General features: G+C 58.0%; 22 protein-coding genes. 7 read left to right on the forward strand and 15 right to left on the reverse strand.

Translation table 11 applies throughout. The features are described from left to right. Positions 1-41 precede the first annotated feature (41 nt). The 11 genes from lpxD to rpsB all read right to left on the reverse strand — a co-directional run bounded on the left by lpxD (position 42) and on the right by rpsB (position 12,223). Positions 42-1,064 carry a UDP-3-O-(3-hydroxymyristoyl)glucosamine N-acyltransferase gene (lpxD, locus tag EHO01S_RS12375; protein ID WP_024524248.1) on the reverse strand — a complete coding sequence of 341 codons (1,023 nt, stop codon included), beginning with the start codon at positions 1,062-1,064 and terminating at the stop codon, positions 42-44. A 3-nt stretch (positions 1,065-1,067) separates the two neighbouring features. After that, entirely contained in the window at positions 1,068-1,565 is a 498-nt protein-coding gene (skp, locus tag EHO01S_RS12380; RefSeq protein WP_024524249.1) for a molecular chaperone Skp, read from the reverse strand. A 210-nt stretch (positions 1,566-1,775) separates the two neighbouring features. Next, a complete protein-coding gene (gene bamA, locus EHO01S_RS12385; RefSeq protein WP_024524250.1) occupies positions 1,776-4,163 on the reverse strand; it encodes an outer membrane protein assembly factor BamA in 2,388 nt (795 codons plus the stop codon). A 34-nt stretch (positions 4,164-4,197) separates the two neighbouring features. After that, a complete protein-coding gene (gene rseP, locus EHO01S_RS12390) occupies positions 4,198-5,553 on the reverse strand; it encodes a sigma E protease regulator RseP (RefSeq protein ID WP_024524251.1) in 1,356 nt (451 codons plus the stop codon). Between the two features lie 18 nt (positions 5,554-5,571). Further along, positions 5,572-6,429, reverse strand: coding sequence for a phosphatidate cytidylyltransferase (cdsA, locus tag EHO01S_RS12395; protein WP_024524252.1), 858 nt, complete (start codon positions 6,427-6,429; stop codon positions 5,572-5,574). Between the two features lie 9 nt (positions 6,430-6,438). After that, positions 6,439-7,200, reverse strand: a complete 762-nt coding sequence (gene ispU / locus EHO01S_RS12400; RefSeq protein WP_024524253.1) for a (2E,6E)-farnesyl-diphosphate-specific ditrans,polycis-undecaprenyl-diphosphate synthase — start codon at positions 7,198-7,200, stop codon at positions 6,439-6,441. A 283-nt stretch (positions 7,201-7,483) separates the two neighbouring features. Further along, positions 7,484-8,683 carry a 1-deoxy-D-xylulose-5-phosphate reductoisomerase gene (ispC, locus tag EHO01S_RS12405; protein ID WP_024524254.1) on the reverse strand — a complete coding sequence of 400 codons (1,200 nt, stop codon included), beginning with the start codon at positions 8,681-8,683 and terminating at the stop codon, positions 7,484-7,486. 236 nt (positions 8,684-8,919) lie between these two features. Then, positions 8,920-9,477: a ribosome recycling factor gene (gene frr / locus EHO01S_RS12410; protein ID WP_024524255.1), complete on the reverse strand. Its 558-nt coding sequence runs from the start codon at positions 9,475-9,477 to the stop codon at positions 8,920-8,922. A 134-nt stretch (positions 9,478-9,611) separates the two neighbouring features. Beyond that, positions 9,612-10,337 carry a UMP kinase gene (pyrH, locus tag EHO01S_RS12415; protein WP_005282915.1) on the reverse strand — a complete coding sequence of 242 codons (726 nt, stop codon included), beginning with the start codon at positions 10,335-10,337 and terminating at the stop codon, positions 9,612-9,614. Between the two features lie 140 nt (positions 10,338-10,477). Continuing rightward, positions 10,478-11,335 (reverse strand): translation elongation factor Ts, encoded by an 858-nt coding sequence (tsf, locus tag EHO01S_RS12420; protein WP_024524256.1) that lies wholly within the window; start codon positions 11,333-11,335, stop codon positions 10,478-10,480. 162 nt (positions 11,336-11,497) lie between these two features. After that, positions 11,498-12,223, reverse strand: a complete 726-nt coding sequence (rpsB, locus tag EHO01S_RS12425; protein ID WP_024524257.1) for a 30S ribosomal protein S2 — start codon at positions 12,221-12,223, stop codon at positions 11,498-11,500. A gap of 339 nt (positions 12,224-12,562) precedes the next feature. Here rpsB and map point away from each other — a divergent pair, with 339 nt between their 5' ends. The 4 genes from map to EHO01S_RS12445 all read left to right on the forward strand — a co-directional run bounded on the left by map (position 12,563) and on the right by EHO01S_RS12445 (position 17,627). Then, positions 12,563-13,369, forward strand: a complete 807-nt coding sequence (gene map / locus EHO01S_RS12430; RefSeq protein ID WP_024524258.1) for a type I methionyl aminopeptidase — start codon at positions 12,563-12,565, stop codon at positions 13,367-13,369. A gap of 90 nt (positions 13,370-13,459) precedes the next feature. Then, positions 13,460-16,114 carry a bifunctional uridylyltransferase/uridylyl-removing protein GlnD gene (gene glnD / locus EHO01S_RS12435; protein WP_024524259.1) on the forward strand — a complete coding sequence of 885 codons (2,655 nt, stop codon included), beginning with the start codon at positions 13,460-13,462 and terminating at the stop codon, positions 16,112-16,114. Between the two features lie 75 nt (positions 16,115-16,189). Then, entirely contained in the window at positions 16,190-17,014 is an 825-nt protein-coding gene (gene dapD, locus EHO01S_RS12440; RefSeq protein ID WP_024524260.1) for a 2,3,4,5-tetrahydropyridine-2,6-dicarboxylate N-succinyltransferase, read from the forward strand. A 226-nt stretch (positions 17,015-17,240) separates the two neighbouring features. Continuing rightward, positions 17,241-17,627, forward strand: coding sequence for a DUF3461 family protein (locus EHO01S_RS12445; protein WP_005282895.1), 387 nt, complete (start codon positions 17,241-17,243; stop codon positions 17,625-17,627). Positions 17,628-17,699: 72 nt separating this feature from the next. Here EHO01S_RS12445 and EHO01S_RS12450 read toward each other — a convergent pair whose 3' ends face one another. The 4 genes from EHO01S_RS12450 to syd form a co-directional block, all read right to left on the reverse strand. Then, positions 17,700-18,152: a flavodoxin gene (locus tag EHO01S_RS12450; protein WP_024524261.1), complete on the reverse strand. Its 453-nt coding sequence runs from the start codon at positions 18,150-18,152 to the stop codon at positions 17,700-17,702. Between the two features lie 15 nt (positions 18,153-18,167). After that, positions 18,168-18,962 carry a tRNA pseudouridine(65) synthase TruC gene (gene truC, locus EHO01S_RS12455; protein ID WP_024524262.1) on the reverse strand — a complete coding sequence of 265 codons (795 nt, stop codon included), beginning with the start codon at positions 18,960-18,962 and terminating at the stop codon, positions 18,168-18,170. A 148-nt stretch (positions 18,963-19,110) separates the two neighbouring features. After that, positions 19,111-19,440 carry a YqcC family protein gene (locus tag EHO01S_RS12460; RefSeq protein ID WP_024524263.1) on the reverse strand — a complete coding sequence of 110 codons (330 nt, stop codon included), beginning with the start codon at positions 19,438-19,440 and terminating at the stop codon, positions 19,111-19,113. A 669-nt stretch (positions 19,441-20,109) separates the two neighbouring features. Next, entirely contained in the window at positions 20,110-20,664 is a 555-nt protein-coding gene (gene syd, locus EHO01S_RS12465) for a SecY-interacting protein (RefSeq protein ID WP_024524264.1), read from the reverse strand. A 118-nt stretch (positions 20,665-20,782) separates the two neighbouring features. Between syd and queF the strand changes: the two genes are divergently transcribed. The 3 genes from queF (at position 20,783) to xni (ending at position 23,980) form a co-directional block, all read left to right on the forward strand. After that, positions 20,783-21,628 carry an NADPH-dependent 7-cyano-7-deazaguanine reductase QueF gene (gene queF / locus EHO01S_RS12470; protein WP_024524265.1) on the forward strand — a complete coding sequence of 282 codons (846 nt, stop codon included), beginning with the start codon at positions 20,783-20,785 and terminating at the stop codon, positions 21,626-21,628. A 171-nt stretch (positions 21,629-21,799) separates the two neighbouring features. Then, on the forward strand, positions 21,800-23,164 hold the full coding sequence (gene ppnN, locus EHO01S_RS12475) for a nucleotide 5'-monophosphate nucleosidase PpnN (RefSeq protein WP_024524266.1): 1,365 nt from the start codon (positions 21,800-21,802) through the stop codon (positions 23,162-23,164). 54 nt (positions 23,165-23,218) lie between these two features. After that, positions 23,219-23,980 carry a flap endonuclease Xni gene (gene xni / locus EHO01S_RS12480; protein ID WP_024524267.1) on the forward strand — a complete coding sequence of 254 codons (762 nt, stop codon included), beginning with the start codon at positions 23,219-23,221 and terminating at the stop codon, positions 23,978-23,980. The last annotated feature ends 2 nt before the right edge of the window (positions 23,981-23,982 follow it).

Consider the following 23,982-nt stretch of genomic DNA (forward strand, 5'->3'; position numbering starts at 1 on the left):
TGCAGGCCGCAAATCGGATTGGGCCGAGGGCCCGGCGGGCATTAATCGCTGTGAACTTTCTTTTCGACGGCCTTGAGACGCTTATTGATCTCATCAATATTCATCACTAACGCGGCCGTCTTACGCCAAGTCTTGTTCGGCTGAAGCGGAATACCCGAAGAGTAGATGCCGGGTTCGGTGATGGGACGCATCACCATGCCCATACCCGTCACCACCGCCTGATCGCAAATTTCCATATGGCCATTGATCACGCTGGCGCCACCGATCTGGCAATAACGGCCAATCTTGAGGCTACCGGCCATGATAACACCACCGGCGACTGCTGTATTGTCACCAATCATGACGTTGTGCGCAATCTGGCACTGGTTGTCGATAATCACGCCGCTGGCGATCACCGTATCGTCCAACGCCCCGCGGTCGATGGTGGTGCATGCCCCGATCTCGACGTGATCGCCGATGCGTACGCTGCCTAGCTGCGGGATTTTCACCCAGTTACCACGCTCGTTGGCGTAGCCAAAACCATCACTGCCGATCACCGTACCCGACTGTACCAGGCAGTGTGCGCCGATCTCGACCTGGTGGTAGACGCTGACATTGGCCCACAGACGGGTCGCAGCACCGATCTTGGCAAACTTACCGATGAAACAGCCCGCGCCGATAATCGCCCCATCGCCTAACTCCACGCCCTCTTCGATCACCGCATTGGCACCGATAGCGACATTCGCCCCCAGCTTGGCCGTCGGATCGATCACCGCGCTCGGCGCGATACCGCTCGCCGGTTGTGGCGTACTGTCCATCAATTGCGCCATCAACGCGTAGGTCAGGTAGGGGTTCTTCACGACCAGCGCCGAGGTAGGGCAATAAGCCAGATCCGCTTGCGTCAACACCACGGCGCCGGCCTGGCAGGCAGCCAATTGCTCACGGTAGCGGCTGTTGGACAGGAAAGTAATCTGGTTCGCTTGTGCTGAATGCATCGACGCCACGCCGGTGATGACGAGATCGCCATCACCGTGTAGCTCGGCATTCAACTGCTGAGCAAGGTCAGCCAGTCGAATTGAAGCCATGCCTTATTTAACCTGTTTCAATACTTGAGCAGTGATATCGTCAGACGGCTGAGAGTAGGCCAACGCGTTGGCGTCGATCACCATGTCATAGCCTTTATCTTTCGCCACGCTGCGGACGGCATCCTGGATGCGGCTCAACAGCTTGTTGCGTTCTTCCATCTGGCGACGACGATTGTCCTGTTCGAAGGCTTGTGCCTTGCGGGCGAAGGTTTCACGCTGTGCCGCGATATCCTTCTCCAGCTTGCTGCGCTCGCTGGCCTTCATCGTGGAGCCATCGCGCTGCAAACGCTGCATCTTCGTCTGCAAATCGCGCTCCATCCCTTGTAGTTCGGTCGCGCGGCTCTTGAACTCGCTCTCCAACTGCTTCGCCACCGTTTCGCGTTGTGGCAATTGCTGGAAAATGCTAGCAACGTTAACAGAGGCAATTTTTTCAGCAGCTTGCACGTTGGCAGAGACAGCCATTGCGACGCCCAATCCCGCTGCATATAACCACTTTTTCACTTTGAACTCCTTACCATCACCTAGTTGTGTCAATGACACGTCACTGCACAGGCGCCGACCCATCGTGTCTCACCACGTCCAGAGAAAAGAACGCGCTGAGCGGAGCGTATGCAAAAAGGGAGCGGATGCGATCCCGCACCTTTATACCCAGAGACGCGCGCTGACGGCCTCACCGCCCCGATACGCCTCTCTCTGATATAGCGTAGCCGATTACCAAGTCTTACCAATGTTAAACTGGAACTGCTCCGACTTATCGCCTTCATACTTCTTAAACGGTTGAGCGTAAGAGAACACCAACGGACCGAGCGGTGACATCCACTGCAACGCCACACCAGCGGACATGCGCACATTGGTCGCCTTGCTGTAGTCCGGCAGAGTCGGATAGGCCGTATGATCCCAGTTGGTATCCCATACGGTACCGGCATCCATAAACACAGAGGTGCGCAGGGAGTTAGCATACTGCTCGCTGACGAACGGCGTCGGGGTGATCAGCTCCAGGCTGGCGACCGCCATAGCGTTACCGCCTACCGCATCGTTGTCGCCGGTCTTGTTCTGATCCACACTGCCATTACTGTTCAGGTAGACCGCCTTCGGCCCGATGTTGTTCGACTGGAAACCGCGTACGGTGCCTGAACCACCGGCATAGAAGTTCTCATAGAACGGCATCTCTTTACCGCCGAAGCCATTACCGTAGCCCAGACGGGTCCGTCCTAATACCACCCAGGTACGATCCTGGTTGATCGGGAAGTAGCTCTGGCTGTCGAAGGTCAGCTTGTAATATTCGTTGTCGGAGCCCGGCAGGGTGATCTTACCGTTCAACGAGGCCTTGTTGCCGGCTGTCGGGAAGAAACCGCGATCCAGGTTGTTATAGGACCAGCCAGCCGTCCAAGTGTAATCGTTCGCCTTATAGCTCGCGCTGTTGCTATCACTCGGATTCTGACCGACGGAGCGCAAATAACGCCACATCGCCACCTGCGGCTGCATGTCAGACAGGTCGTTATGCACGTAGCCCAGGCCGGTGCGCAACGAGTTGTTTTCGTTAATCGGGAAACCTAAGGTACCGTCGAACCCATAGCTGCTGTTGGTGTAATCAGACAGATCGGCGTCGTTAGCCTTAAAGTCGTTGTAGAACAGACGGCCACCCAGGCTGACCCCGTTCACCGTAAAGTACGGGTCGGTCAACGATAGCTCGGCATAGGTCTGGTAGTCGTTCTTGGTGCCGTTGATCGCCACCACGTTACCGGTGCCTAGCCAGTTATCCTGCTGTACCCCGACCTGGAAGCTAACACCGCTCTCGGTACCGTAGCCGATACCGAAGTTGAAGCTACCGGTGTTGCGTTCCTTGACCTTGTAGATCACATCGACCTGATCCGGTGTCCCCGGCACGCGTTGAGTCTCGACATCGACGTTTTCGAAATAGCCGGTACGATTCAGACGCTCTTTACCCTGTTCGACTTGATCGCTCCCCAGCCAGGCGCCCTCCATCTGACGCATCTCACGGCGCAGCACCGCGTCTTTACTGGTGTCGTTGCCGACGAAGCGGATCTGACGCACATAGTAACGGTGACCGGCATCGATATTCATATGCAGGATAACGGTCTTATCCTTGTCATTGATCTCCGGCTGCGTCTGTACCCGTGGGTAGGCATAGCCGTAGCGGCCCAGTAACTGTTTAATCTGGTCTTCCATCTTGGTAACCTTGGCGCCGTTATACAGCTCGCCCGGCTCCACCTTGGTCAACCGGCTGATCTCAGCGCTGTAGCCCGCCATATTGCCGGTCACATCCACCCCTTGCAGCTTATACTGATCGCCTTCGCTGATGTTGATGGTGATGTAGATCCCTTTCTTATCCGGCGTCAGGCTGACCTGGGTCGAATTAATAGCAAAACGCGCATAACCGCGATCCAGATAGTAGCTGCGCAGCGCCTCAAGGTCGCCGGCCAGCTTCTGCTTCTGATACTTACGGTCGGCCATCAAGTTCCACCACGGGACATCGTCGCGCAGTTGGAAGTGCCCCAGCAGTTCGGCACTGCTGAAGGCATGGTTACCGACGATGTTGATCTGCTGGATCTGGGCTGATTTACCTTCGGTAAAGACCAGCTTCAAATCCACACGATTACGCGGCAACGGCGTCACCACCGCCTTCACGGTGGCGTTGTATTTACCGACGCTGTAGTAGAAATCCTCCAGCCCCTTCTCGATGCTGGATAGGGTGGTGCGATCCAACGCCTCGCCGACGCGAACCCCGGAAGCCTCCAGGTTCTGTTTCAGCATCTCATCCTTCACCGACTTATTGCCTGAGAAGGTGATGCTGGCGATAGTCGGCCGTTCCTTAACCTGTACGATCAGATTATTGCCATCCCGCAGGACACGCACATCCTCGAAGTTTCCGGTGGCATACAGTGCGCGGATGGTATTACTCAAATCCTCGTCCGAGACGGTATCGCCCACGCGAACCGGCATGTTAAGTAACGCCGCACCGACGGCGACCCGTTGCAGTCCTTCGAAATGAATATTTTTCACTACGAAACCATCTGCACCGTATACGGTTGCGCTGCCAAACAGCAGCGACGCTAAGAGCAACTTTTTCATCGCCATCGTTGTTATGCGTTCTTCCTAACAATCCCGCGCATCAAAGTCGCGAGAAATCATTGAAAAGTGCAAGCCCCATAAACAGCATCAGCAAAATCGTGCCGATGCGATAGCCGAAAGCCTGAACTCGCTCGGACACCGGCCCGCCCTTGAGCTTTTCCAGCGCAAGAAACAGCAGATGTCCCCCATCAAGAACCGGTAAGGGAAACAGGTTGATGATCCCCAAGTTAACGCTGATCAGCGCTAAAAACATCAGGTAATACACCAAGCCATACTCGGCCGCCGCCCCCGCCCCCTGTGCAATGGAGAGAGGACCGCCCAGATTGTTTAACTTAACATCACCGGTAATCAGTTTACCCAACATGGAGACCGTCAGCTTCATCAGCTGCCAGGTCTTATCCGTCGCCTGATACAGTGCCACGAAAGGCCCGTACTGACGAATAGTTTTATACTCTTCTGGCAACGGGATCACTTGGGGCACCACGCCGGCGAATCCCTGTTCTTGGCCGCGCGCCACGCGCCGACTCTCCGGCGTTAACGCCAGCGTCAACGGGCTACCGTTCCGCTCGACCGTCAACGCCAATGTCCGCCCAGGATTATCCCGGATCAGCAGGGCAAAATCACGCCAACCACTAATCGAATCGCCATTGACTTTAACGATCCTGTCCCCTACTTGTAAACCCGCTTTCTGCGCCGCCGCCCCCTTTTGTAGCCCGGCGACCACCGGCTCGATGGTCGGCCCACGCGGAATCATCCCCAACGATACCACCGGGTCCTGGCGATCCGGGTCGAAACGCCAGTCGCTGAGGTCGAGCCGCTTCGTCGTGGCCACATCGCTAGCGAAAGGCCCGACAGCGAGAGTGGTTGAACGATCGCCGATCTGCCCGACCAAGGCCAAGCGCACCGACTCCCAGTCCGGAGTATCGACACCGTCAACCGCCTTCAGTTCCATTCCCGGCTCAATATGGGCGGCAGCGGCGATAGATCCGGGGGTAACCTCGGCGATGACCGGACGCACACTGGGCACGCCGATGACGAACACCAGCCAATAGGCGACGATGGCAAACAGGAAGTTAGCGATAGGGCCTGCGCTGACGATCGCGGCGCGTTGCGCCACGCTCTTGTTGTTAAACGCCTGATGGCGTAGCTCGGGCGAGACGTGCTCGACGCGCTCGTCCAGCATCTTAACGTAGCCACCTAGGGGAATCAGCGCGATGACGAACTCGGTTCCTCGGCGATCGACACGACGCCATAGCGCCTTGCCGAAACCGATGGAAAAGCGCTCGACGCGCACACCACAGCGGCGAGCCACCCAGAAGTGACCGAACTCGTGCACGGTGATCAGTATGCCTAACGCCACCAGGAACGCCGGCAATCCCCACAGGATGTTACTCATCGCCTCTCCCTCACCGAGTTAAGCCTGGCCGAACACCAGGAGCATCAAACAGGCAAAGACCGGCACGGCGGCCGTCAAACTGTCGATACGATCCAGCACACCACCATGACCGGGGATCAAATGGCTACTGTCTTTAATCCCGGCCTCACGCTTAAACATACTCTCGGTCAGATCACCCAATACCGAGGCCAGCGCGGCGATCACGGAACAGATCAGCAGAATGCGGACATCAATATCCAGCGGGGCATAGCGGCCGAACAGCCATGAGATCAGCGCCGAGGTGATCAGCCCCCCGATCAATCCCTCCCAGGTCTTTCCTGGCGAGACCTTCGGTGCCAGCTTGTTCTTACCGAACAGCTTGCCGAAGATATAAGCGCCGGAGTCGGCGCCCCAGACCAGCAACATGACATAGAGCAGCCACCAGGCGCCGCGGTAGTGGTTCGTCTCGTAACCATACTGACGTAACGCGACCATCCCCCAGAAGAACGGCAGGATGGTGACGACACCGAACAGCACCTTGATCAGCCGTGAATTGCGCCACCAACCGGCAGAGCGGGGATAGAAAAAAACCAGGAACAACGCCAGTAGCCACCAGCCAGCGGCGGCCCATAACGACCCCGCGATCAGCGGTAAATGTACACTACGGTTAAACTCGGGCATCCCCAGCAGCATCGCCGCCAGTACTAACCCGCAGATTACGGCGCCCCAGATGCGCTGATGACGGTTCGCGAACCCCGCCAACTGCCCCCACTCCCAGGCGGCCAACATACACACGGCGAGTGTCACCAGCGAGAAGCCCAGTGGCGGCAGCAAAAAGAGTGCGGCGATGACCACCGGGACCAAAATTAATGCAGTTATAATTCGTGACTTCAGCAAAGGTTCCCCCTATGACGCCGCGGCGGCGTTGATAGGCGTGGTACCCCCGAAGCGACGCTCTCGTTGTGCAAATGCATTCAGCGCACCTTCAAAGGTTGTTTCATCAAAATCAGGCCACAGTACATCGGTAAAATAAAACTCTGAATACGCAATTTGCCATAACAGAAAGTTACTCACGCGATGTTCGCCCCCGGTGCGGATCACCAGATCCACGGCATCCTGGTCATGCAAGCATATCTGCTCGCCCAGCATCGCTTCCGAGATCGCTTCCGGCGCTAACGTCCCCTGCTGAACCTGCTCCGCCAGCGCTCTCACACCTTGCACGATGTCCCAACGCCCACCATAGTTGGCAGCGATGTTCAGGGTCAAACCGTCATTCGCCACCGTCATCTGTTCGGCGCGACGAATGCGCTCCTGGAGACGCGGCGAAAAGCGACTGATATCGCCAATCACCCGTAGGCGTACCTGGTGTTTATGCAGCCGCTTGACTTCACTATCCAGTGCCCGGACAAATAACTCCATCAGTGCCGACACTTCCTGTTGTGGCCGATTCCAGTTTTCGCTGCTAAAGGCATATAACGTCAACGCCCGTATTCCCCGGGCAACGGCAAAACGCACTGCACAGCGTACCGACTTCACGCCGGCCTTATGTCCGAATACACGCATTTTACCCTGACGCTTAGCCCAACGGCCGTTGCCGTCCATGATAATCGCTACATGTCGGGGAACCGGGGCCGCGTCGTTCATCACAGTTGGTTGTGTGGATGACATACGTGTAAATTTTTCCTCAACGAGCCAGCAGGAGGGGCCGTAACTGCGCCGTATCGCCGCGCCTAATCCTGTCGCAACGGCGATGCCTGCGTAAAAAAGCCGTGTATTAGCACGGCTACCCAATAATCCTAATCCTCTCTATGCGCTGCGCCCAATGGCGCCCTGCATAGGGGACAATCCCGAGCTTCTTTCCCGCAGCGAGATGTCGGCACCCAAAAAAACTGGCGCAGACTATATCATCATGCCGTTAGCGCCACAAATCAGCACACTCGGCAAGACGAAATTAGCGGGAAAAACGTTGGCCCATAGCCTGGGCCGCCCGACGCGCCGCCTGATCGATCGCCAGCACCGCCTCCACGCTGGTCGGTTCGTCGCAACGCAGTTGCTCCACCACCTCACGGTTCAAGCGAGCGATATCGGTAAAGCGTAGACGCCCTTCCAAGAAGGCGGCAACGGCAATCTCATTCGCCGCGTTCAGCGCCGTCGTCGCCGCCTGCCCCTCAGCGAAGGCATCGATCGCCAACTGAAGGCAAGGATAGCGCGCCATATCCGGCGCCTCAAAGCTCAGCGCGCCCATGCGACAAAAATCCAGCGGCGCCACGCCGCTTGGCACCCGCTCAGGGTAGGCCATCGCATGCGCGATCGGCGTACACATATCCGGATTGCCCAACTGGGCGATCACACTACCGTCACGGTAGCGCACCATGGAGTGGATCACCGATTGCGGATGGATGATCACCTCCATCTCCTCCGCCGAGGCGTTAAATAACCAGCGTGCCTCGATGTACTCCAAGCCCTTATTCATCATGGTCGCGGAATCGACCGAGATCTTACGTCCCATCGACCAATTGGGATGGGCGCAGGCCTGCGCGGGGGTCACCGCATCGAACTCGGCCAGCGACAGCTGACGTAGCGGCCCGCCCGAGCCGGTTAACACGATACGCGTCACCCCATGCTGGTGCAGACAAGCCGATCCCAATTGCTGCTGCACCGCGCTCGGCAGACTCTGAAAAATGGCGTTGTGTTCGCTGTCGATAGGCAATAACTGCGCCTGACTATGCGCCAGGGCATCCATAAACAGGCGACCACAGGTCACCAACGCCTCTTTATTGGCCAGCAACACCCGCTTATTGGCACGGATGGCCGCCAAGGTCGGCAGCAAACCGGCGGCCCCGACGATGGCGGCCATAACCTGATCGACCTCATCCAAGGCGGCGAGCTCACAGGCGGCACGCTCACCGCTCATCACGGCGATCGTATCCAGCCCGGCTTCAAACAGGCGCTGGCGCAACGCGCTGGCCGCACATTCATCGGCCATACAGACATAACGGGGGGAAAATTCACGGCACTGTTGCAACATGACGTCGACGTTCTTGCCTGCGACCAGCGCCACGACGCGGAACGCGCCGGGATTGGCTCGCACCACCGCCAGCGTACTGGTGCCGATGGAGCCAGTTGAACCTAGAATGGTCAGTTTCTTCATGAGGATACTCTGAATAACTGGAGCAAATCGTTACAGGATACGCTAAGCCAGCGCCACTCCCCAGCACATTTTGCACCGCCACCAGCGTGGCGTACACCCAAACTCCGTGACCCTAAAAGCAAAAGCGCCGCCGAAGCGACGCTTATCACCGATCCCACAAACGCCCACCCCGTCACGGCCGCCAGCGGAGGCGACCACATCCAGCGGTGTATGGGCCGTGGATCATGATGGCGCGATTAGAACTCCATCAGTTCTTTTTCTTTATCCGCCAAGGCAGCGTCGATCTTCTTGATCATCTGATCGGTGATCTTCTGAATATCGTCTTGAGACTTGCGATCTTCGTCTTCACTGATCGCTTTGTCTTTCAGCAGCGCCTTCACCTTATCGTTCGCATCGCGACGTACGTTACGTACGGAGACGCGGCCAGACTCCGCTTCAGAGCGCACCAGCTTGATCAGATCCTTACGGCGCTCTTCCGTCAGCGGCGGCAGCGGGACACGGATCACAGTACCGGCAGAAGAGGGATTCAGGCCCAGATCGGAGGTCAGGATGGCTTTCTCGATGGCACCAGACATGCTGCGATCGAATACGGTCACCGCCAGCGTACGGGAATCTTCCGCCACGATGTTCGCCAACTGACGCAACGGCGTCGCCGCGCCGTAGTACTCGACCTGGATACCGTCGAGCAGGTTCGGATGCGCACGACCGGTGCGGATTTTGCTAATGTTGCCCTTGAATGACTCGACGCATTTTTCCATGCGCGTTTCGGCATCTTTTCTGATTTCGTTGATCACGTTGCGAACCCTTGAAAACGGTGATGGTGGTTAAAGAGAGAATTGTGCACCAAAGGCCAAGCGCTTTTCAATGCGGCCAGCACAATACAATACGGCAGCCGGACGCACCAGCTGTCCCACACGCACACTGCGCATTACTTGGTGATCAGCGTACCTTCTTTTTCGCCCATCACGACGCGACGCAGCGCACCCGGTTTGTTCATATTAAATACACGGATCGGTAAGTTATGATCGCGTGCCAGCGTGAAGGCCGCCAAATCCATGACCTTCAGCTCTTTCTCCAGGACATCCTGGTAACTCAATTGCTCATACAGCGTCGCATCCGGATCCTTCATCGGATCGGCGGAGAACACGCCATCGACCTTGGTCGCCTTCAGTACCACGTCGGCCTCGATCTCTATCCCACGCAGACAAGCAGCGGAGTCTGTGGTGAAGAACGGATTGCCAGTCCCGGCGGAGAAGATCACCACACGGTTGTTACGCAGTAGGCTGATGGCCTCGGCCCAGCTGTAGTTGTCGCACACCCCGTTCAACGGAATAGCCGACATCAGACGCGCGTTGACATAGGCACGGTGCAGCGCATCACGCATCGCCAAGCCATTCATCACCGTCGCCAGCATCCCCATATGGTCGCCGACCACACGGTTCATCCCTGCCTGTGCCAAGCCAGCGCCGCGGAACAGGTTGCCACCGCCGATCACCACCCCCACCTGAACGCCGAGTTCCACCAGCTCTTTGACCTCCTGCGCCATGCGGTCCAGCACGCTCGCGTCGATGCCAAAACCTTCTGAGCCTTGCAGAGCTTCGCCGCTCAGCTTAAGCAGGATACGCTGGTAAACGGGTTTGGAATTGGTTGCCATGGTGTTCGAGTCCTAAAGAAACAGTCAATAAATTAGTCGGAGGTATTTCAATGTACGGTCTGTACCTCGGACCGCTCATTGAAGTAAGTCTGGCCGAATAAAACAGAACCGCCTCACGGCGGCTCTGTGATGAAAGGGGATTAGGCCCCTTTAGACATCGCGGCCACTTCGGCAGCGAAGTCGCTTTCCACTTTCTCGATACCTTCGCCCACTTCGAAGCGAATGAAGCCGGTGACGTCGGCGTTGTGCTCTTTCAGCAACTGGCCAACGGTCTTGCTCGGATCCATGACGAAGCTCTGACCGGTCAGAGACACTTCACCGGTGAACTTACGCATACGGCCTTCAACCATCTTCTCGGCGATTTCGCGCGGCTTGCCAGACTGCATGGCGATGTCCAGCTGGATCTGGTGCTCGTGAGCCACCACGTCTGCCGGTACGTCTTCCGGTTTAACATATTCCGGCTTGCTAGCAGCGATGTGCATGGCGATGTGCTTGATCAGCTCGTCGTCGGCACCGGTCGCGGCAACCATAACGCCGATGCGTGCGCCGTGGCTGTAGGTACCCAGCAGCTCACCGCTCAGCTCAGCTACGCGGCGGATGTTGATGTTTTCACCGATCTTAGCGACCAGCTGAGTACGCTGTTCTTCGAACTTCGCTTTCAGCGCGTCGATGTCGATGATTTTGTCAGCCAGGGCGGCGTTAGCCACTTCGTCGGCGAAGGCTTTGAAGCCAGCGTCTTTCGCCACGAAGTCGGTCTCGCAGTTCATCTCAACGATGATGCCGTATTTACCGTCAGCGGAAACCTTGGTCAGGATCACGCCTTCAGCGGCAACGCGACCGGCTTTCTTGGCCGCTTTGGCCTGACCGGATTTACGCATGTTGTCGATGGCCAGCTCGATGTCGCCGTTCGCTTCAACCAGTGCTTTTTTGCACTCCATCATGCCTGCGCCAGTACGCTCACGCAGTTCTTTTACCAGGGAGGCGGTAATTTCAGCCATTCTATTTTCCTCGGTTATCTCACCCAGGGTAGCCCCCTGTGCAAGACGGTTGTTCTAGAGATGAATCTTCGTGGGGTGAGCCACAAAGAAAGGGGGCCATGATAGGCCCCCTAACCAACATATGAATACCTGGTTAATAAGGGCTCCTGCGAGCTGTCCTTATTACTCAGCTTCAGCCATGGTTTCTTCAGCCTGGGAAGCCAGATCCTGAGAACGGCCTTCGCGTACGGCTTCAGCCACAGCGCTCAGGTACAGGGTCACGGCACGGATCGCGTCGTCGTTACCCGGGATAACGAAATCAACGCCGTCCGGATCGGAGTTGGTATCAACGATAGAGAATACCGGGATACCCAGGTTGTTGGCTTCTTTGATGGCGATGTGTTCGTGATCGGCATCGATAACGAACAGCGCGTCCGGCAGACCGCCCATGTCTTTGATACCACCCAGGCTGTTTTCCAGCTTGTCCAGCTCGCGGGTACGCATCAGCGCTTCTTTCTTGGTCAGTTTGTCGAAAGTGCCATCCTGAGACTGAGTCTCCAGATCTTTCAGACGTTTGATGGACTGACGAACGGTTTTCCAGTTGGTCAGCATGCCGCCCAGCCAGCGATGGTTCACGTAGAACTGATCACAGTTCAGGGCTGCGTCTTTTACCGCTTCGCTTGCTGCGCGCTTGGTACCAACGAACAGGATCTTGCCCTTGCGGGAAGCGATCTTGCTCAGCTCAGCCAGAGCGTCGTTGAACATCGGTACGGTTTTCTCAAGGTTGATGATGTGAACCTTGTTACGAGCGCCGAAGATGAACGGCTTCATTTTCGGGTTCCAGTAACGGGTCTGGTGACCGAAGTGAACACCAGCCTTGAGCATATCGCGCATGGAAACAGTTGCCATGATTAGACCTCTATTAAAAAATTGGGGTTATGCCTCCACGTATCCCATGACGCCGACCATCGTCCGCATACGCGTCCGACGGCACCCCGGCACATGTGCCGATACGTGTGTGTTGTTTATGCAAATAACACAAAGTGAGATTTACAGCCTCTGCGCATGCCTCAATAGACATACGGGAACTGCGGCGCGCTTTATACCATAAACCCGCGCCAGACTCCACCTTTTGTTGCATTTTGAACCACGGCACGCGCTGCCATTTGGCAGGGCGAAGCGGGGCTGTTACCATAGAAGACATTGCTTCTCATTGTCGCTACGGCGACCTCCGTGGACAGAATACCTATGGCTATTTCACTGAAAACCCCACAAGACATTGAAAAGATGCGCGTCGCTGGCCGTCTGGCCGCCGAGGTGCTGGAAATGATCGCCCCGCACGTGGTGCCCGGCGTCACCACCGGTGAGCTGGATCGCCTGTGCGATGCGCATATCACCCAGCAGCAGCAGGCCATCTCCGCCTGTCTGGGCTATCACGGCTACCCGAAATCAGTCTGCATCTCCGTCAATGAGGTGGTGTGCCACGGCATTCCCAGCGATGACAAGGTGCTCAAGGATGGCGACATCGTCAACATCGACGTCACCGTGATCAAAGACGGCTGGCACGGCGATACCTCCAAGATGTTTATCGTCGGCAAACCGACCATTCTTGGCGAGCGGCTGTGCCGCGTCGCCCAAGAGAGCCTGTATCTGGCCCTGAAGATGGTCAAACCGGGGATTCGGCTGCGCAGCATCGGTAAAGCCATCCAGAAGTTCGTCGAAAGCAACGGTTTTTCCGTGGTGCGCGAATACTGCGGCCACGGCATCGGCGAAGTGTTCCACGAAGAGCCGCAAGTGCTGCATTACGATGCCGACGACGCTGGCGTGGTGCTCCAACCGGGCATGACCTTCACCATCGAGCCGATGGTCAACGCTGGCGACTACCGTATCCGCTTGATGAAAGACGGTTGGACGGTAAAAACCAAAGATCGCAGCTTGTCCGCGCAGTATGAACATACTATCGTGGTCACCGACAACGGCTGTGAAATCTTGACATTGCGCGCCGAAGAACACGACCTGCCGCGGGTGATCACCCACGACATGAGTGCCCAGTGACGGTGTCTCCCGTCATGCGGGCGCCGTTTTGCGCCGCACAGCGTGAACGCAAGCCGGCTTAATGCCGGCTTTTTTATTGATGGAGTGCCTATGGCTGAGTTACCGCATGGCGCACCGGCGGCGTTCCCCCCCGTCTCGCCGGATGCCCTGCCCGCCGACGCGCTAAACTGCGCCGGCCTGAAACCTCACATGGAACAGCTGCGCCAATGGTTGAATGACGCCTTCCTGCGCGGTGAAAGCGCCGAGTCACTGGTGGCGGCACGGAGCCATTACCTCGATCGCCTCTTAGTGCGTCTATGGCGCCATTATGGCTTCGATCAGCATTCTGGCCTGGCACTGATCGCCGTCGGCGGCTATGGCCGCGCAGAGCTCCACCCGCTGTCGGACATCGACCTGCTGCTACTCGCGGCCAAGGCGCCGGACGAGGCCCTGGCCCAACGCATCGGCATGCTGATTACCCTGCTATGGGATCTGCGCCTGGAGGTTGGCCACAGCGTACGTACCCTGGACGAGTGCCTGAGCGAGGGACTGGCGGATCTCAGCGTCGCCACCAACTTGATCGAATCCCGCCTGCTATGCGGCGACGTCGCCCTCTTTCTCCAACTGCAAAAACGTCTGTTTAGCGACGACTTTTGGCCCTCGCCACGCTTCTTTCACGCCAAACTGGACGAACAACGCGAGCGTCACCAGCGCTATCACGGCACCAGCTATAACCTGGAGCCGGATATCAAAGCCAGCCCGGGTGGATTGCGCGACATTCACACCCTGCTTTGGGTCGCCCATCGCCACTTCGGCGCCACCTCCTTCGATGAAATGGTCGGTTTCGGCTTTCTGACGGAGGCTGAACGCGACGAACTGAACGAATGCCGCAGCTTCCTGTGGCGTATCCGTTTCGCCCTGCATCTGGTGCTCAACCGCTATGACAACCGCCTGCTGTTCGACCGTCAGCTCAGTGTGGCACATCTGCTCGGCTATCAGGGCGAAGGTAACCAACCTATCGAGCAGATGATGAAGGCGTTCTACCGCATGACTCGGCGGGTACGCGAGCTGAACCAGATGCTGTTGCAACTCTTTGACGAGGCGATCCTGGCGTTAAATACCCACGAGAAGCCGCGCCTCTTGGACGACTATTTCCAATTACGTGGCACGCTGATCGATCTGCGCGATCCCGACACGTTTACCCACGATCCGGTGATCATTTTGCGCCTGTTCTATGCCATGGCACGCAATCCGGAGATCAGCGGGATCTACTCCACCACCCTGCGTCAGTTACGCTACGCACGCCGGCACCTGACACAGCCACTGTGCGCGCTGCCGGAGGCCCGTAGCCTGTTTATGGCTATCCTGCGCCATCCCGGCGCGGTACGGCGGGCATTGTTGCCGATGCATCACCACAGCGTGCTGTGGGCCTATATGCCGCAGTGGGGCAACATTGTCGGCCAGATGCAGTTCGACCTGTTCCATGCCTACACCGTGGATGAGCACACCATGCGCCTACTGCTCAAACTGGAGAGCTTCGCCGACCACGATAATCGCCAACGTCACCCGCTCTGTGTCGAGCTCTATCCGCGCCTGCCACAACCCGAACTGCTGCTGCTCGCCGCCCTATTCCATGACATCGCCAAAGGGCGCGGCGGCGACCACTCCTTGCTCGGAGCCGACGATGTGTTAGAGTTCGCCCGGCTACACGGGTTAAACACGCGCGAAACGCAACTGGTCGCCTGGCTGGTACGCTGTCACCTGCTGATGTCGGTCACCGCCCAGCGCCGCGACATTCAAGATCCCGAGGTGATCCGCCACTTTTGCAGCGAGGTGCACAGCGAAACCCGACTGCGCTACCTGTTGTGCCTGACGGTGGCCGACATCTGCGCGACCAACGAGAACCTGTGGAACAGTTGGAAACAGAGCCTGCTACGTGAACTGTTCTTCGCCAGCGAAAAACAGCTGCGTCGCGGTACACACAGCAGCCCAGACATGCGCGAACGGGTACAACACCATCGTCTGCAAGCGCTGGCGTTGCTGCGGATGGACCACATCGACGAACCGACGCTGATGCGCATCTGGAGTCGCTGCCGTGCTGACTACTTTCTGCGCCACACGCCCAATCAACTGGCCTGGCACGCCCGTCACTTGCTGCATCACGACGGCAGCGGGCCCCTGGTGTTGGTCAGCCAACACGCCAGCCGGGGCGGCACCGAGATCTTCATCTACAGTCCCGACCGCCCCTATCTGTTCGCCGCCGTCGCCGGCGAGTTGGATCGGCGTAACCTCAGCGTACATGATGCGCAAATCTTCACCAATCGCGACAACTACGCCATGGATACCTTCGTGGTGCTCGAACCGGACGGCCGTCCGTTGGCGCTCGATCGGCACCATACTATCCGGCGCGCCCTGGAACAGGCGCTGACCCAACCGAGTTATCAACCGCCACGCGTACGTCACGCCCCGGCGCGTCTGCGTCACTTCAACGTCCCGACGGAAGTAAGCTTCCTGCCAGCGCATAATGCTCGGCGCAGCTACATGGAGTTAGTGGCGCTCGACCGTCCCGGGCTGCTGGCGCGTATCGGTGAGATCTTCGCCGAACTGAGATTGTCGCTGCATGGCGCGCGCATTACCACCATTGGCGAACGGGTCGAGGATCTATTTATCCTGGCTGATGGCGAACGGCGTGCATTAACGCCTGAAATGCAGCAGGCGTTGGCGCAACGGTTGACAGAAACCCTGCTTAGCGCCGATAAAGAGTAAGTTTTTTTGCTTACCTGCCACGTACGCCGTGCGGCGCGGCAGGCGGATCCATCTCACGAGGGGAAAATAGACAGGATGCAGCAGTTACAGACGTTAATTGAGAATGCCTTTGAACGCCGTGCGGAGATCACCCCGGCCAACGCCGATGCACTTACCCGCTCAGCGGTCGAGCAAGTCATCGCCCTGCTCGATAGCGGCGCTCTGCGCGTTGCCGAAAAGATCAATGGCGAATGGGTGACCCATCAGTGGCTGAAGAAGGCGGTACTGCTCTCATTCCGCATCAACGATAATCGCCTGATGGAAGGGGCCGAAACCCGCTTCTACGACAAGGTACCGATGAAGTTCGCCGACTACGATGAGGCCCGTTTCCAGCGTGAAGGCTTCCGCGTGGTACCGCCGGCCTCGGTACGCCAAGGGGCCTATATCGCCCGTAACACCGTGTTGATGCCCTCCTATGTCAATATCGGCGCTTATGTCGATGAGGGAACCATGGTCGATACCTGGGCCACCGTGGGCTCCTGTGCGCAGATCGGTAAGAACGTCCACCTCTCCGGCGGTGTTGGTATCGGCGGCGTATTGGAGCCGTTGCAGGCGAATCCGACCATCATCGAAGACAACTGCTTCATCGGCGCCCGCTCGGAGGTGGTCGAAGGGGTGATCGTCGAGGAGGGCTCCGTTATCTCAATGGGCGTATTCATCGGCCAGAGCACCAAGATCTACGATCGTGAAACCGGCGAGATCCACTACGGTCGCGTTCCGGCCGGCTCGGTGGTCGTCTCCGGCAACCTGCCCGCTAAAAACGGCGCTTATAGCCTGTACTGTGCGGTCATCGTCAAGAAAGTCGACGCCAAGACACGCGGCAAGGTCGGCATCAACGAACTGCTGCGTACCATCGATTAAGTACACATCGGGGCGGGTAACCTCCGCCCCGCTCCCCCACTGAATGCGGGAGAACGCGCATAACGGCGCACAGAACACATTTTTTTCGCCAATAATCGCTACGCTAAGAAAAGCAACACCCGCGATGCAAGCGTTTTCATTCCCCGCGCCCTGCCGCCGAGCCGGGGCGGAGGGAATGCAGACTCACCGTACGCATTATTTCACGTAACGCATTAAAGGTGCCGCTATGTATGACAACCTGAAAAGTCTGGGGATCACCCAACCGGAAGAGATCGATCGCTATAGTCTGCGTCAGGAGGCCAATAACGACATTCTGAAGATCTATTTTCGCAAGGATAAGGGCGAGTTCTTTGCCAAAAGCGTCAAGTTTAAATACCCACGCCAGCGCAAGACCGTATTGAGCGATAATGACAGCCAGGGGATGCGTGAAATCAGCGAGATCAGCCCCAATCTGCGTTATGTGATCGAGGAACTGGATCGCTTATGCCTGCGCGATCGGCAGGAAGAGGATCTGAAGCGCAAGATCCTCGACGATCTCCGCCACCTTGAGAGTGTGGTCGCCAACAAGATCGCCGAGATCGAGGCCGATTTAGAAAAACTGGCAGGCAAGTAAGCTAAGCGCGCGGCGCGGCCGACCGACGGGTGCCGCGCCGTCTCGTCCGAACAGAACAACGCGGCGACGGCCTCAATCCACCAGCAGACGCGCCCACTCCCCCACCCAAGGTGAGGTGACGGTTTCCGGCTCCGGCGCGCTCTGCGCGTCCACTTCCAATACGTCGCCCAGGCGCGTCGCGCCCTGTTCCTGCAATAAGCTATCGACCCGATGCCCGGCGCCGCAGAAGTGGGTAAATCCGCGATCGCCTAAGGCGATCACGCCATAACGCAGCCCACGCTGCTCACCGTAAGCGTCGCGCAGTGCGCTGAACAACGGTGCCAGCGTATCCGGCAGATCCCCCTGCCCGGTGGTCGAGGTCACCACCAGTACGTGCTGGTCAGCGAACTGCTGCCAATCGCTCAGCGTCCCTTCTTCAAATAGGCTGACCGTGTGACCCTGCTGTTGCAAAATAGCTTGTGCCTCTTCCGCCACCATCAAGGCGTTACCGTATACGGTGCCGACAAAAATACCCACTTGCGCCATCGCCTACTCCTTCTTTCAGGCTTGTTGTTCGATGTCTGTCTCGGCTCTATCCTGAGGGCAATCGGGCGTAAACTCAACCCGATCAAGTTCAGGGAGATAGGCCTGCCAACCCAATCCATCCATCAGTTTCTGCCAACGCCAGTCCAGCCCCGCCCGTAGGCACAGCGCCTCGCCGCTCACCGGGTGCGTCAAACGCAACTCACTGGCGTGTAGCATTAAACCGGCCGTGCCGAAGTGTGCGGCCACACCGCGGTTCTGACGCAAATCGCCATGGGCGGTATCACCGATGATCGGATGACGCAGGTGTGCCATATGGCGACGGAGTTGGTGCTTGCGCCCCGTCTGGGGCGTCAACTCAATCAGGCTAAAGCGGGCGGTCGGGTAGCGGCCAATGGCCAGCGGCACCTCTGCGGTCGCTAGCGCGCGATAATAGGTCTGCGCAGGCTGTGGCGCACGCTCGGCAGAGCGAAAACGGTCGGCGATCTTATCCAATTCGGGCGTCAGCGGATAATCGAGCAACGCCTCGCCGTGCAGATAACCGCGCACCACCGCATGATAGACTTTGTGGATCTGGTGCTGCTCGAACTGCTGCGCCAAGGCACGAGCCACTTCGCTCGACAACCCCAGCAACAGCACGCCAGAGGTCGGGCGATCCAGACGATGTACGGTATACACATGGCGACCAAGCTGGTCGCGCACCGTCTGCATCACCACCACCTTCTCCTTACGATCCAGCCAACTGCGGTGCACTAGCCAGCCAGCGGGCTTATTGATCGCCACCAGATGCTCGTCCTGATAAATAATTTCCATCCCGATACCCGACAAAAAGAAAAAACGCGCCACCTTAGCGCATAACCTGCCGACGCGGCAATCGACGCCCATCTTGTTAGCCCGGCGCGGCATGGCGTTGACGCCGCCTGACGCGCCGATCGTGCGCCAGGCGTAAGCCATCTGTCGCTTACGACACCTCGCCGCCGAGATGCGCATCCAGACGTTGCAGCGCCTCCAGCAACGGAGCGATACGGGCCAGATCGTGCTGGTACGCCATTTCGAGGTAGGGGGCGATGGCCATCCGGCGCGGCAATGGGGCGCGGTCGCGCACTAATGCCTGCATGCGAGGCAAAAAGATCCATTGCAGCCATTCGCTCGCCGCGAGGGTATCGACGCAAAAGGGCTCCTGACTGGCGAGCGCCTCGGCACTCGGCGCCTGTGCTTGCCACAGGGCGAGTGAGCGCAGTTGGCTTTCGATCTGACTTAGGTGGGCGTGTACGATGGCGTAATCACTCATCACGGACTCTCTCAACAAGCGGGGAAGAAAAGGCGCGCAGCATACCACCGACGGCGCGGCGCGAAAACGGCCGCGCGCAGCATAGAGGACGATCACAGGGGGGCAGGCAATCATGCCGCAATAAAGAGAGGGGGGTACCGCTCAGCGATACCCCCCGATTCGTTTTATAGCAGTCCCGCTACACAACGTGCTCCCTGCTCATCCTTGAAAACTTTTCCTAACGGTGTTCCTTTACCGGACACTCCCTTGCCTGCATCCCTTCACCACCCTGGCGAGATCCTTCAGTCATCCTGACACATCGGTCATCCAAACCGACTCTCACTCTCCTTCCTGGAGGTGTCCCTTATTTCATCCTGAAATATCCTGACCGGCATCCTGCGGTACATCCGTTATCGCCCATCCTGGGCGGGTCCTCGCCTCATCCTGAGACAACATCATCCTAATGTGTCCTGACATCCTGGCGACTTCCCTTTCGATGCGATTACTTTCGCCGATTTCAGCACATTTCGCAATGGGGATATTGTCTTACATATGTGGTACTTAGATAATATGTAAACATTAATCTCATGATAACTATCGACTTTACGCGCAAGCTTTAGAAAACAATCGGAAAATAAAACGAGATCTCTTACAGTGCGTGTAAGCGATCTCTCACACGCGCAGGCGGCGTTACCCTACCTCCTGTGCCAAGGGGTGTAATCCCGCCAAGAACTCAACCAGCGTCGGTGCCAAAACCCGCCGCTGCGGGCTGCCAAACTGTTCCAACAACACATTGCCGCTCAGATTGCACAGCGTCACCAGAGTCAGCTCATCCGCCGTGCTGGCTAAAAACAGGGTCGGTGACAACTTCAGGCGTCGCTGGGTGAGCAGATGACCGATCTGGTTTTCCTGTAAACGCCGCAGATCATCGGCACTCCACACCTGCACCAGATCCATCTCGATCTCTTGCCAACGCGCGCGCATGTCGCCGGCATATTGGGTGGTGAAAAACGGCGCCAGATCAGGGTGCAAACGGAGGTCTAATGCCCGACCAATCCCCGCCAGTTCATCCTGGCTACCGGGTTCGGGACGCCAGAAGACACACGCATCGCGGCTATACACCACACAGGGCGATGGGATGCCGTATAGCGCATGACTGCTTGGCCAATCGCCGTGCTGCTGGCGCCATAACGCCAGATAACGCTGGGTGAAGTCGCCCAGGGCGGCGGAAACCTGATGCTCCATATGTTCTCTCTCTCGGTGATGGTAAACTGTGCGGCGCGATGACCGGCCTCGCCGCCGGTCGCTCATTGTACCCTGCTGTCGCCCAGTGCACAGCCGCTTTCATCGACAGGTTAACCGTATGTCATACCAAGAGAACCCGGCGTTGTCCGCCCTCACCCTAGGCAAAGCCACCGAATACCGCGACCAGTACGACGCCTCGCTGTTGCAGGCGGTTCCACGCAGCATGAACCGTGAGCCACTCGGGCTGTATCCCGCCAGTCTGCCGTTCCACGGTGCCGACATCTGGACCCTGTACGAACTCTCTTGGCTGAACGCCAACGGCTTACCGCAGGTCGCCCTGGCAGAGGTTGAATTGGATGCTTACAGCGCCAATCTGATCGAATCGAAGAGCTTTAAGCTGTATCTCAACAGCTTCAATCAGACCCGGTTCGCTGATTGGGAGAGCGTACAGCGCACCCTGCAACGCGATCTGGCACACTGTGCCCAAGGCGGTGTGCACGTCACGCTGCTGCGCCTGACGCAAGTTGAAGGGCAAGCCATCGCCAGCCTGCCGGGCGTCTGCATTGACGATCAGCCGATCACCATCGATAACTACAGTTTCACGGCCTCGCTGCTGGAAAACGCTGCCGATCCCGCCCGTCAGGTCGAAGAGACCCTGGTCAGCCACCTGCTGAAGTCCAACTGCCTGATCACCCATCAGCCGGATTGGGGCTCAGTGATGATCCGTTATCGCGGTGGCGCCATCGATCGCGCGGCATTGCTGCGTTATCTGGTCTCTTTCCGCCATCACAACGAGTTTCACGAGCAGTGCGTCGAACGGATCTTCAACGATATTCAACGCTTCTGCCAACCGCAGGCGCTCACCGTCTACGCCCGCTATACCCGACGCGGTGGACTGGATATCAATCCATGGCGCAGCAATGTCCCCTTCCAGCCGCCTCGCGGGCGTCTGGCACGGCAGTAATTGCGGAGAGCCTTTGATTTTTCGTGTCTTTTTTCCTGATAGCATTGGCAAAACGGCAGGACGCACGGTAAGGTAAAAAAATCGGCGGCAGACAATACGCTGCCCCTAGTTGAGGATTTGGCCGCGCCTACGCGGCGCGCTAACCGCATCGTTAGATGCCTAGGAGAGACTTTGATTACACACATCAGCCCGTTGGGATCGATGGATCTGCTGTCGCAGATGGAAGTGGACATGCTCAAGCGTACCGCCAGCAGCGATCTGTATCGTCTGTTCCGCAACTGTTCCCTTGCCGTGCTCAACTCCGGCGCCAAGACCGATAACAGCCACGAACTGCTGTCTCGCTTTGAATCCTTCGATATCAACGTGCTGCGCCGCGAACGCGGCGTCAAGCTAGAGCTGGTTAACCCGCCGGAGGAGGCCTTCGTCGATGGGCGTATTATCCGCGCCTTACAGGCCAACCTGTTTGCGGTATTACGTGACATCCTGTTCGTCAACGGCCAACTGATGAACGCCCAACGCACTCAGCACGTGGATCTGGAGAATCCAACCATCATCACCAACTTGGTGTTCTCGATACTGCGCAACGCCCGGGCGCTGCACGTCGGTGACGAGCCCAACATGATCGTCTGTTGGGGCGGCCACGCTATCAGCGAGATCGAGTACCAGTATGGCCGCCAGGTCGGCAACCAGTTGGGGCTGCGCGAGCTGAACGTCTGCACCGGCTGCGGACCGGGAGCGATGGAGGCGCCGATGAAGGGCGCCGCCGTCGGCCACGCACAGCAGCGTTACCACGAGGGGCGTTTCATCGGCATGACCGAGCCATCGATCATCGCCGCCGAGCCGCCCAACCCGCTGGTGAATGAACTGATCATCATGCCCGACATCGAGAAGCGCCTGGAGGCCTTCGTCCGTTTCGGTCACGGCATCATTATCTTCCCCGGCGGAGTGGGAACGGCGGAGGAGTTGCTCTACTTATTGGGGATTTTGATGGATCCGGAAAACCGTGATCAGGTCTTGCCGCTGATCCTCACCGGTCCCAAAGAAAGCGCCGACTACTTCCGTGTCTTGGACGACTTCATCGTCAATACATTGGGCGAAACGGCGCGCCACCACTATCAAATCATCATCGACGATCCGGCCGAGGTCGCGCGGCGGATGAAGTTCGCCATGCCACGCGTGAAAGAGAACCGGCGTCAGAGCGGCGACTTCTACAGCTTCAACTGGTCGCTGAAGATCAGTGCCGATTTGCAGATGCCCTTTATGCCGACGCATGACAACATGGCCAACCTCAACTTGCATCCCAACCAGTCACCGGAACAGTTGGCCGCCGCCCTGCGCCGCGCCTTCTCCGGCATCGTCGCCGGCAACGTCAAAGAGGGCGGCATCCGCGCCATCGCCGAGCATGGGCCGTTTAAACTGCATGGCGATGCACAGATGATGCAGCACATGGATCGCCTGCTCCAAGGCTTCGTCGCCCAGCAGCGGATGAAACTGCCCGGTACGGCCTATGTGCCCTGCTATGAAATCGTGCGCTGAGTCGTTTTCCTCATCAGGGGTGGCTCGCCGCCCCGACAATCCGGTTCTACGCCTATGTCTATTCACCTGTTGATCGTCGACGCCCTCAATCTCATCCGCCGCATCCACGCGGTACAAGGCTCACCCTGTCGCGACGCCTGTTGTGCTGCGCTGCATCAGCTATTGAGCCACACCACGCCCAGTCACGCCGTCGCCGTGTTCGATGGTGACGATCGGGCCAACAGTTGGCGTCATCGCTTACTCCCGACCTACAAGGCCGGGCGTCAGGCGATGCCGGATTCGTTAGCCGCAGAGATGGACACCCTGCGTACCGCCTTCGCCGAACTGGGCATTCCCTGCTGGCACAGTCCCGGCAATGAGGCCGACGATCTGGCCGCGACCCTGGCCTACAAGGTGGCGCAGAGTGGTCATCGCGTCACCCTCGTCTCGACGGATAAAGGCTATTGCCAGCTACTCTCAGCGCAGATCCAGATCCGCGACTACTTTCAAAAACGTTGGCTTGACCTGCCTTTCGTGCGCCAGGCTTTCGGTGTCGAACCGCAGCAATTAACCGATTTCTGGGGGCTGGCGGGGATCAGCAGCAGCAAGATCCCTGGGGTCACCGGGATCGGCGCCAAGACCGCCGCCGCTCTGCTGACGGAGTTCGGTTCGCTGGACGCACTCTATCAGCAACTGCCACAGGTCGCGGAGCGCTGGCGTCACCGCCTGATGGAACAACGCGAAATGGCCGAAACCTGTCGCCAGGTCGCCACACTGCAAACCACACTCAGCTTACACGGCAACCTGCAACAACTGCGCCTCGGCGCGGCGGGATAAAC

Source organism: Edwardsiella hoshinae NBRC 105699 = ATCC 33379, from assembly GCF_000474215.1.
Taxonomy (GTDB): domain Bacteria; phylum Pseudomonadota; class Gammaproteobacteria; order Enterobacterales; family Enterobacteriaceae; genus Edwardsiella; species Edwardsiella hoshinae.

Coding starts and splice junctions, on each gene's coding strand:
- lpxD (WP_024524248.1), bottom strand. CDS start 1,064: ATGGCTTCAATTCGACTGGCTGACCTTGCTCAGCAGTTGAATGCCGAG.
- bamA (WP_024524250.1), bottom strand. CDS start 4,163: ATGGCGATGAAAAAGTTGCTCTTAGCGTCGCTGCTGTTTGGCAGCGCA.
- rseP (WP_024524251.1), bottom strand. CDS start 5,553: ATGAGTAACATCCTGTGGGGATTGCCGGCGTTCCTGGTGGCGTTAGGC.
- ispU (WP_024524253.1), bottom strand. CDS start 7,200: ATGTCATCCACACAACCAACTGTGATGAACGACGCGGCCCCGGTTCCC.
- ispC (WP_024524254.1), bottom strand. CDS start 8,683: ATGAAGAAACTGACCATTCTAGGTTCAACTGGCTCCATCGGCACCAGT.
- pyrH (WP_005282915.1), bottom strand. CDS start 10,337: ATGGCAACCAATTCCAAACCCGTTTACCAGCGTATCCTGCTTAAGCTG.
- tsf (WP_024524256.1), bottom strand. CDS start 11,335: ATGGCTGAAATTACCGCCTCCCTGGTAAAAGAACTGCGTGAGCGTACT.
- rpsB (WP_024524257.1), bottom strand. CDS start 12,223: ATGGCAACTGTTTCCATGCGCGATATGCTCAAGGCTGGTGTTCACTTC.
- map (WP_024524258.1), top strand. CDS start 12,563: ATGGCTATTTCACTGAAAACCCCACAAGACATTGAAAAGATGCGCGTC.
- glnD (WP_024524259.1), top strand. CDS start 13,460: ATGGCTGAGTTACCGCATGGCGCACCGGCGGCGTTCCCCCCCGTCTCG.
- dapD (WP_024524260.1), top strand. CDS start 16,190: ATGCAGCAGTTACAGACGTTAATTGAGAATGCCTTTGAACGCCGTGCG.
- EHO01S_RS12445 (WP_005282895.1), top strand. CDS start 17,241: ATGTATGACAACCTGAAAAGTCTGGGGATCACCCAACCGGAAGAGATC.
- EHO01S_RS12450 (WP_024524261.1), bottom strand. CDS start 18,152: ATGGCGCAAGTGGGTATTTTTGTCGGCACCGTATACGGTAACGCCTTG.
- truC (WP_024524262.1), bottom strand. CDS start 18,962: ATGGAAATTATTTATCAGGACGAGCATCTGGTGGCGATCAATAAGCCC.
- EHO01S_RS12460 (WP_024524263.1), bottom strand. CDS start 19,440: ATGAGTGATTACGCCATCGTACACGCCCACCTAAGTCAGATCGAAAGC.
- syd (WP_024524264.1), bottom strand. CDS start 20,664: ATGGAGCATCAGGTTTCCGCCGCCCTGGGCGACTTCACCCAGCGTTAT.
- queF (WP_024524265.1), top strand. CDS start 20,783: ATGTCATACCAAGAGAACCCGGCGTTGTCCGCCCTCACCCTAGGCAAA.
- xni (WP_024524267.1), top strand. CDS start 23,219: ATGTCTATTCACCTGTTGATCGTCGACGCCCTCAATCTCATCCGCCGC.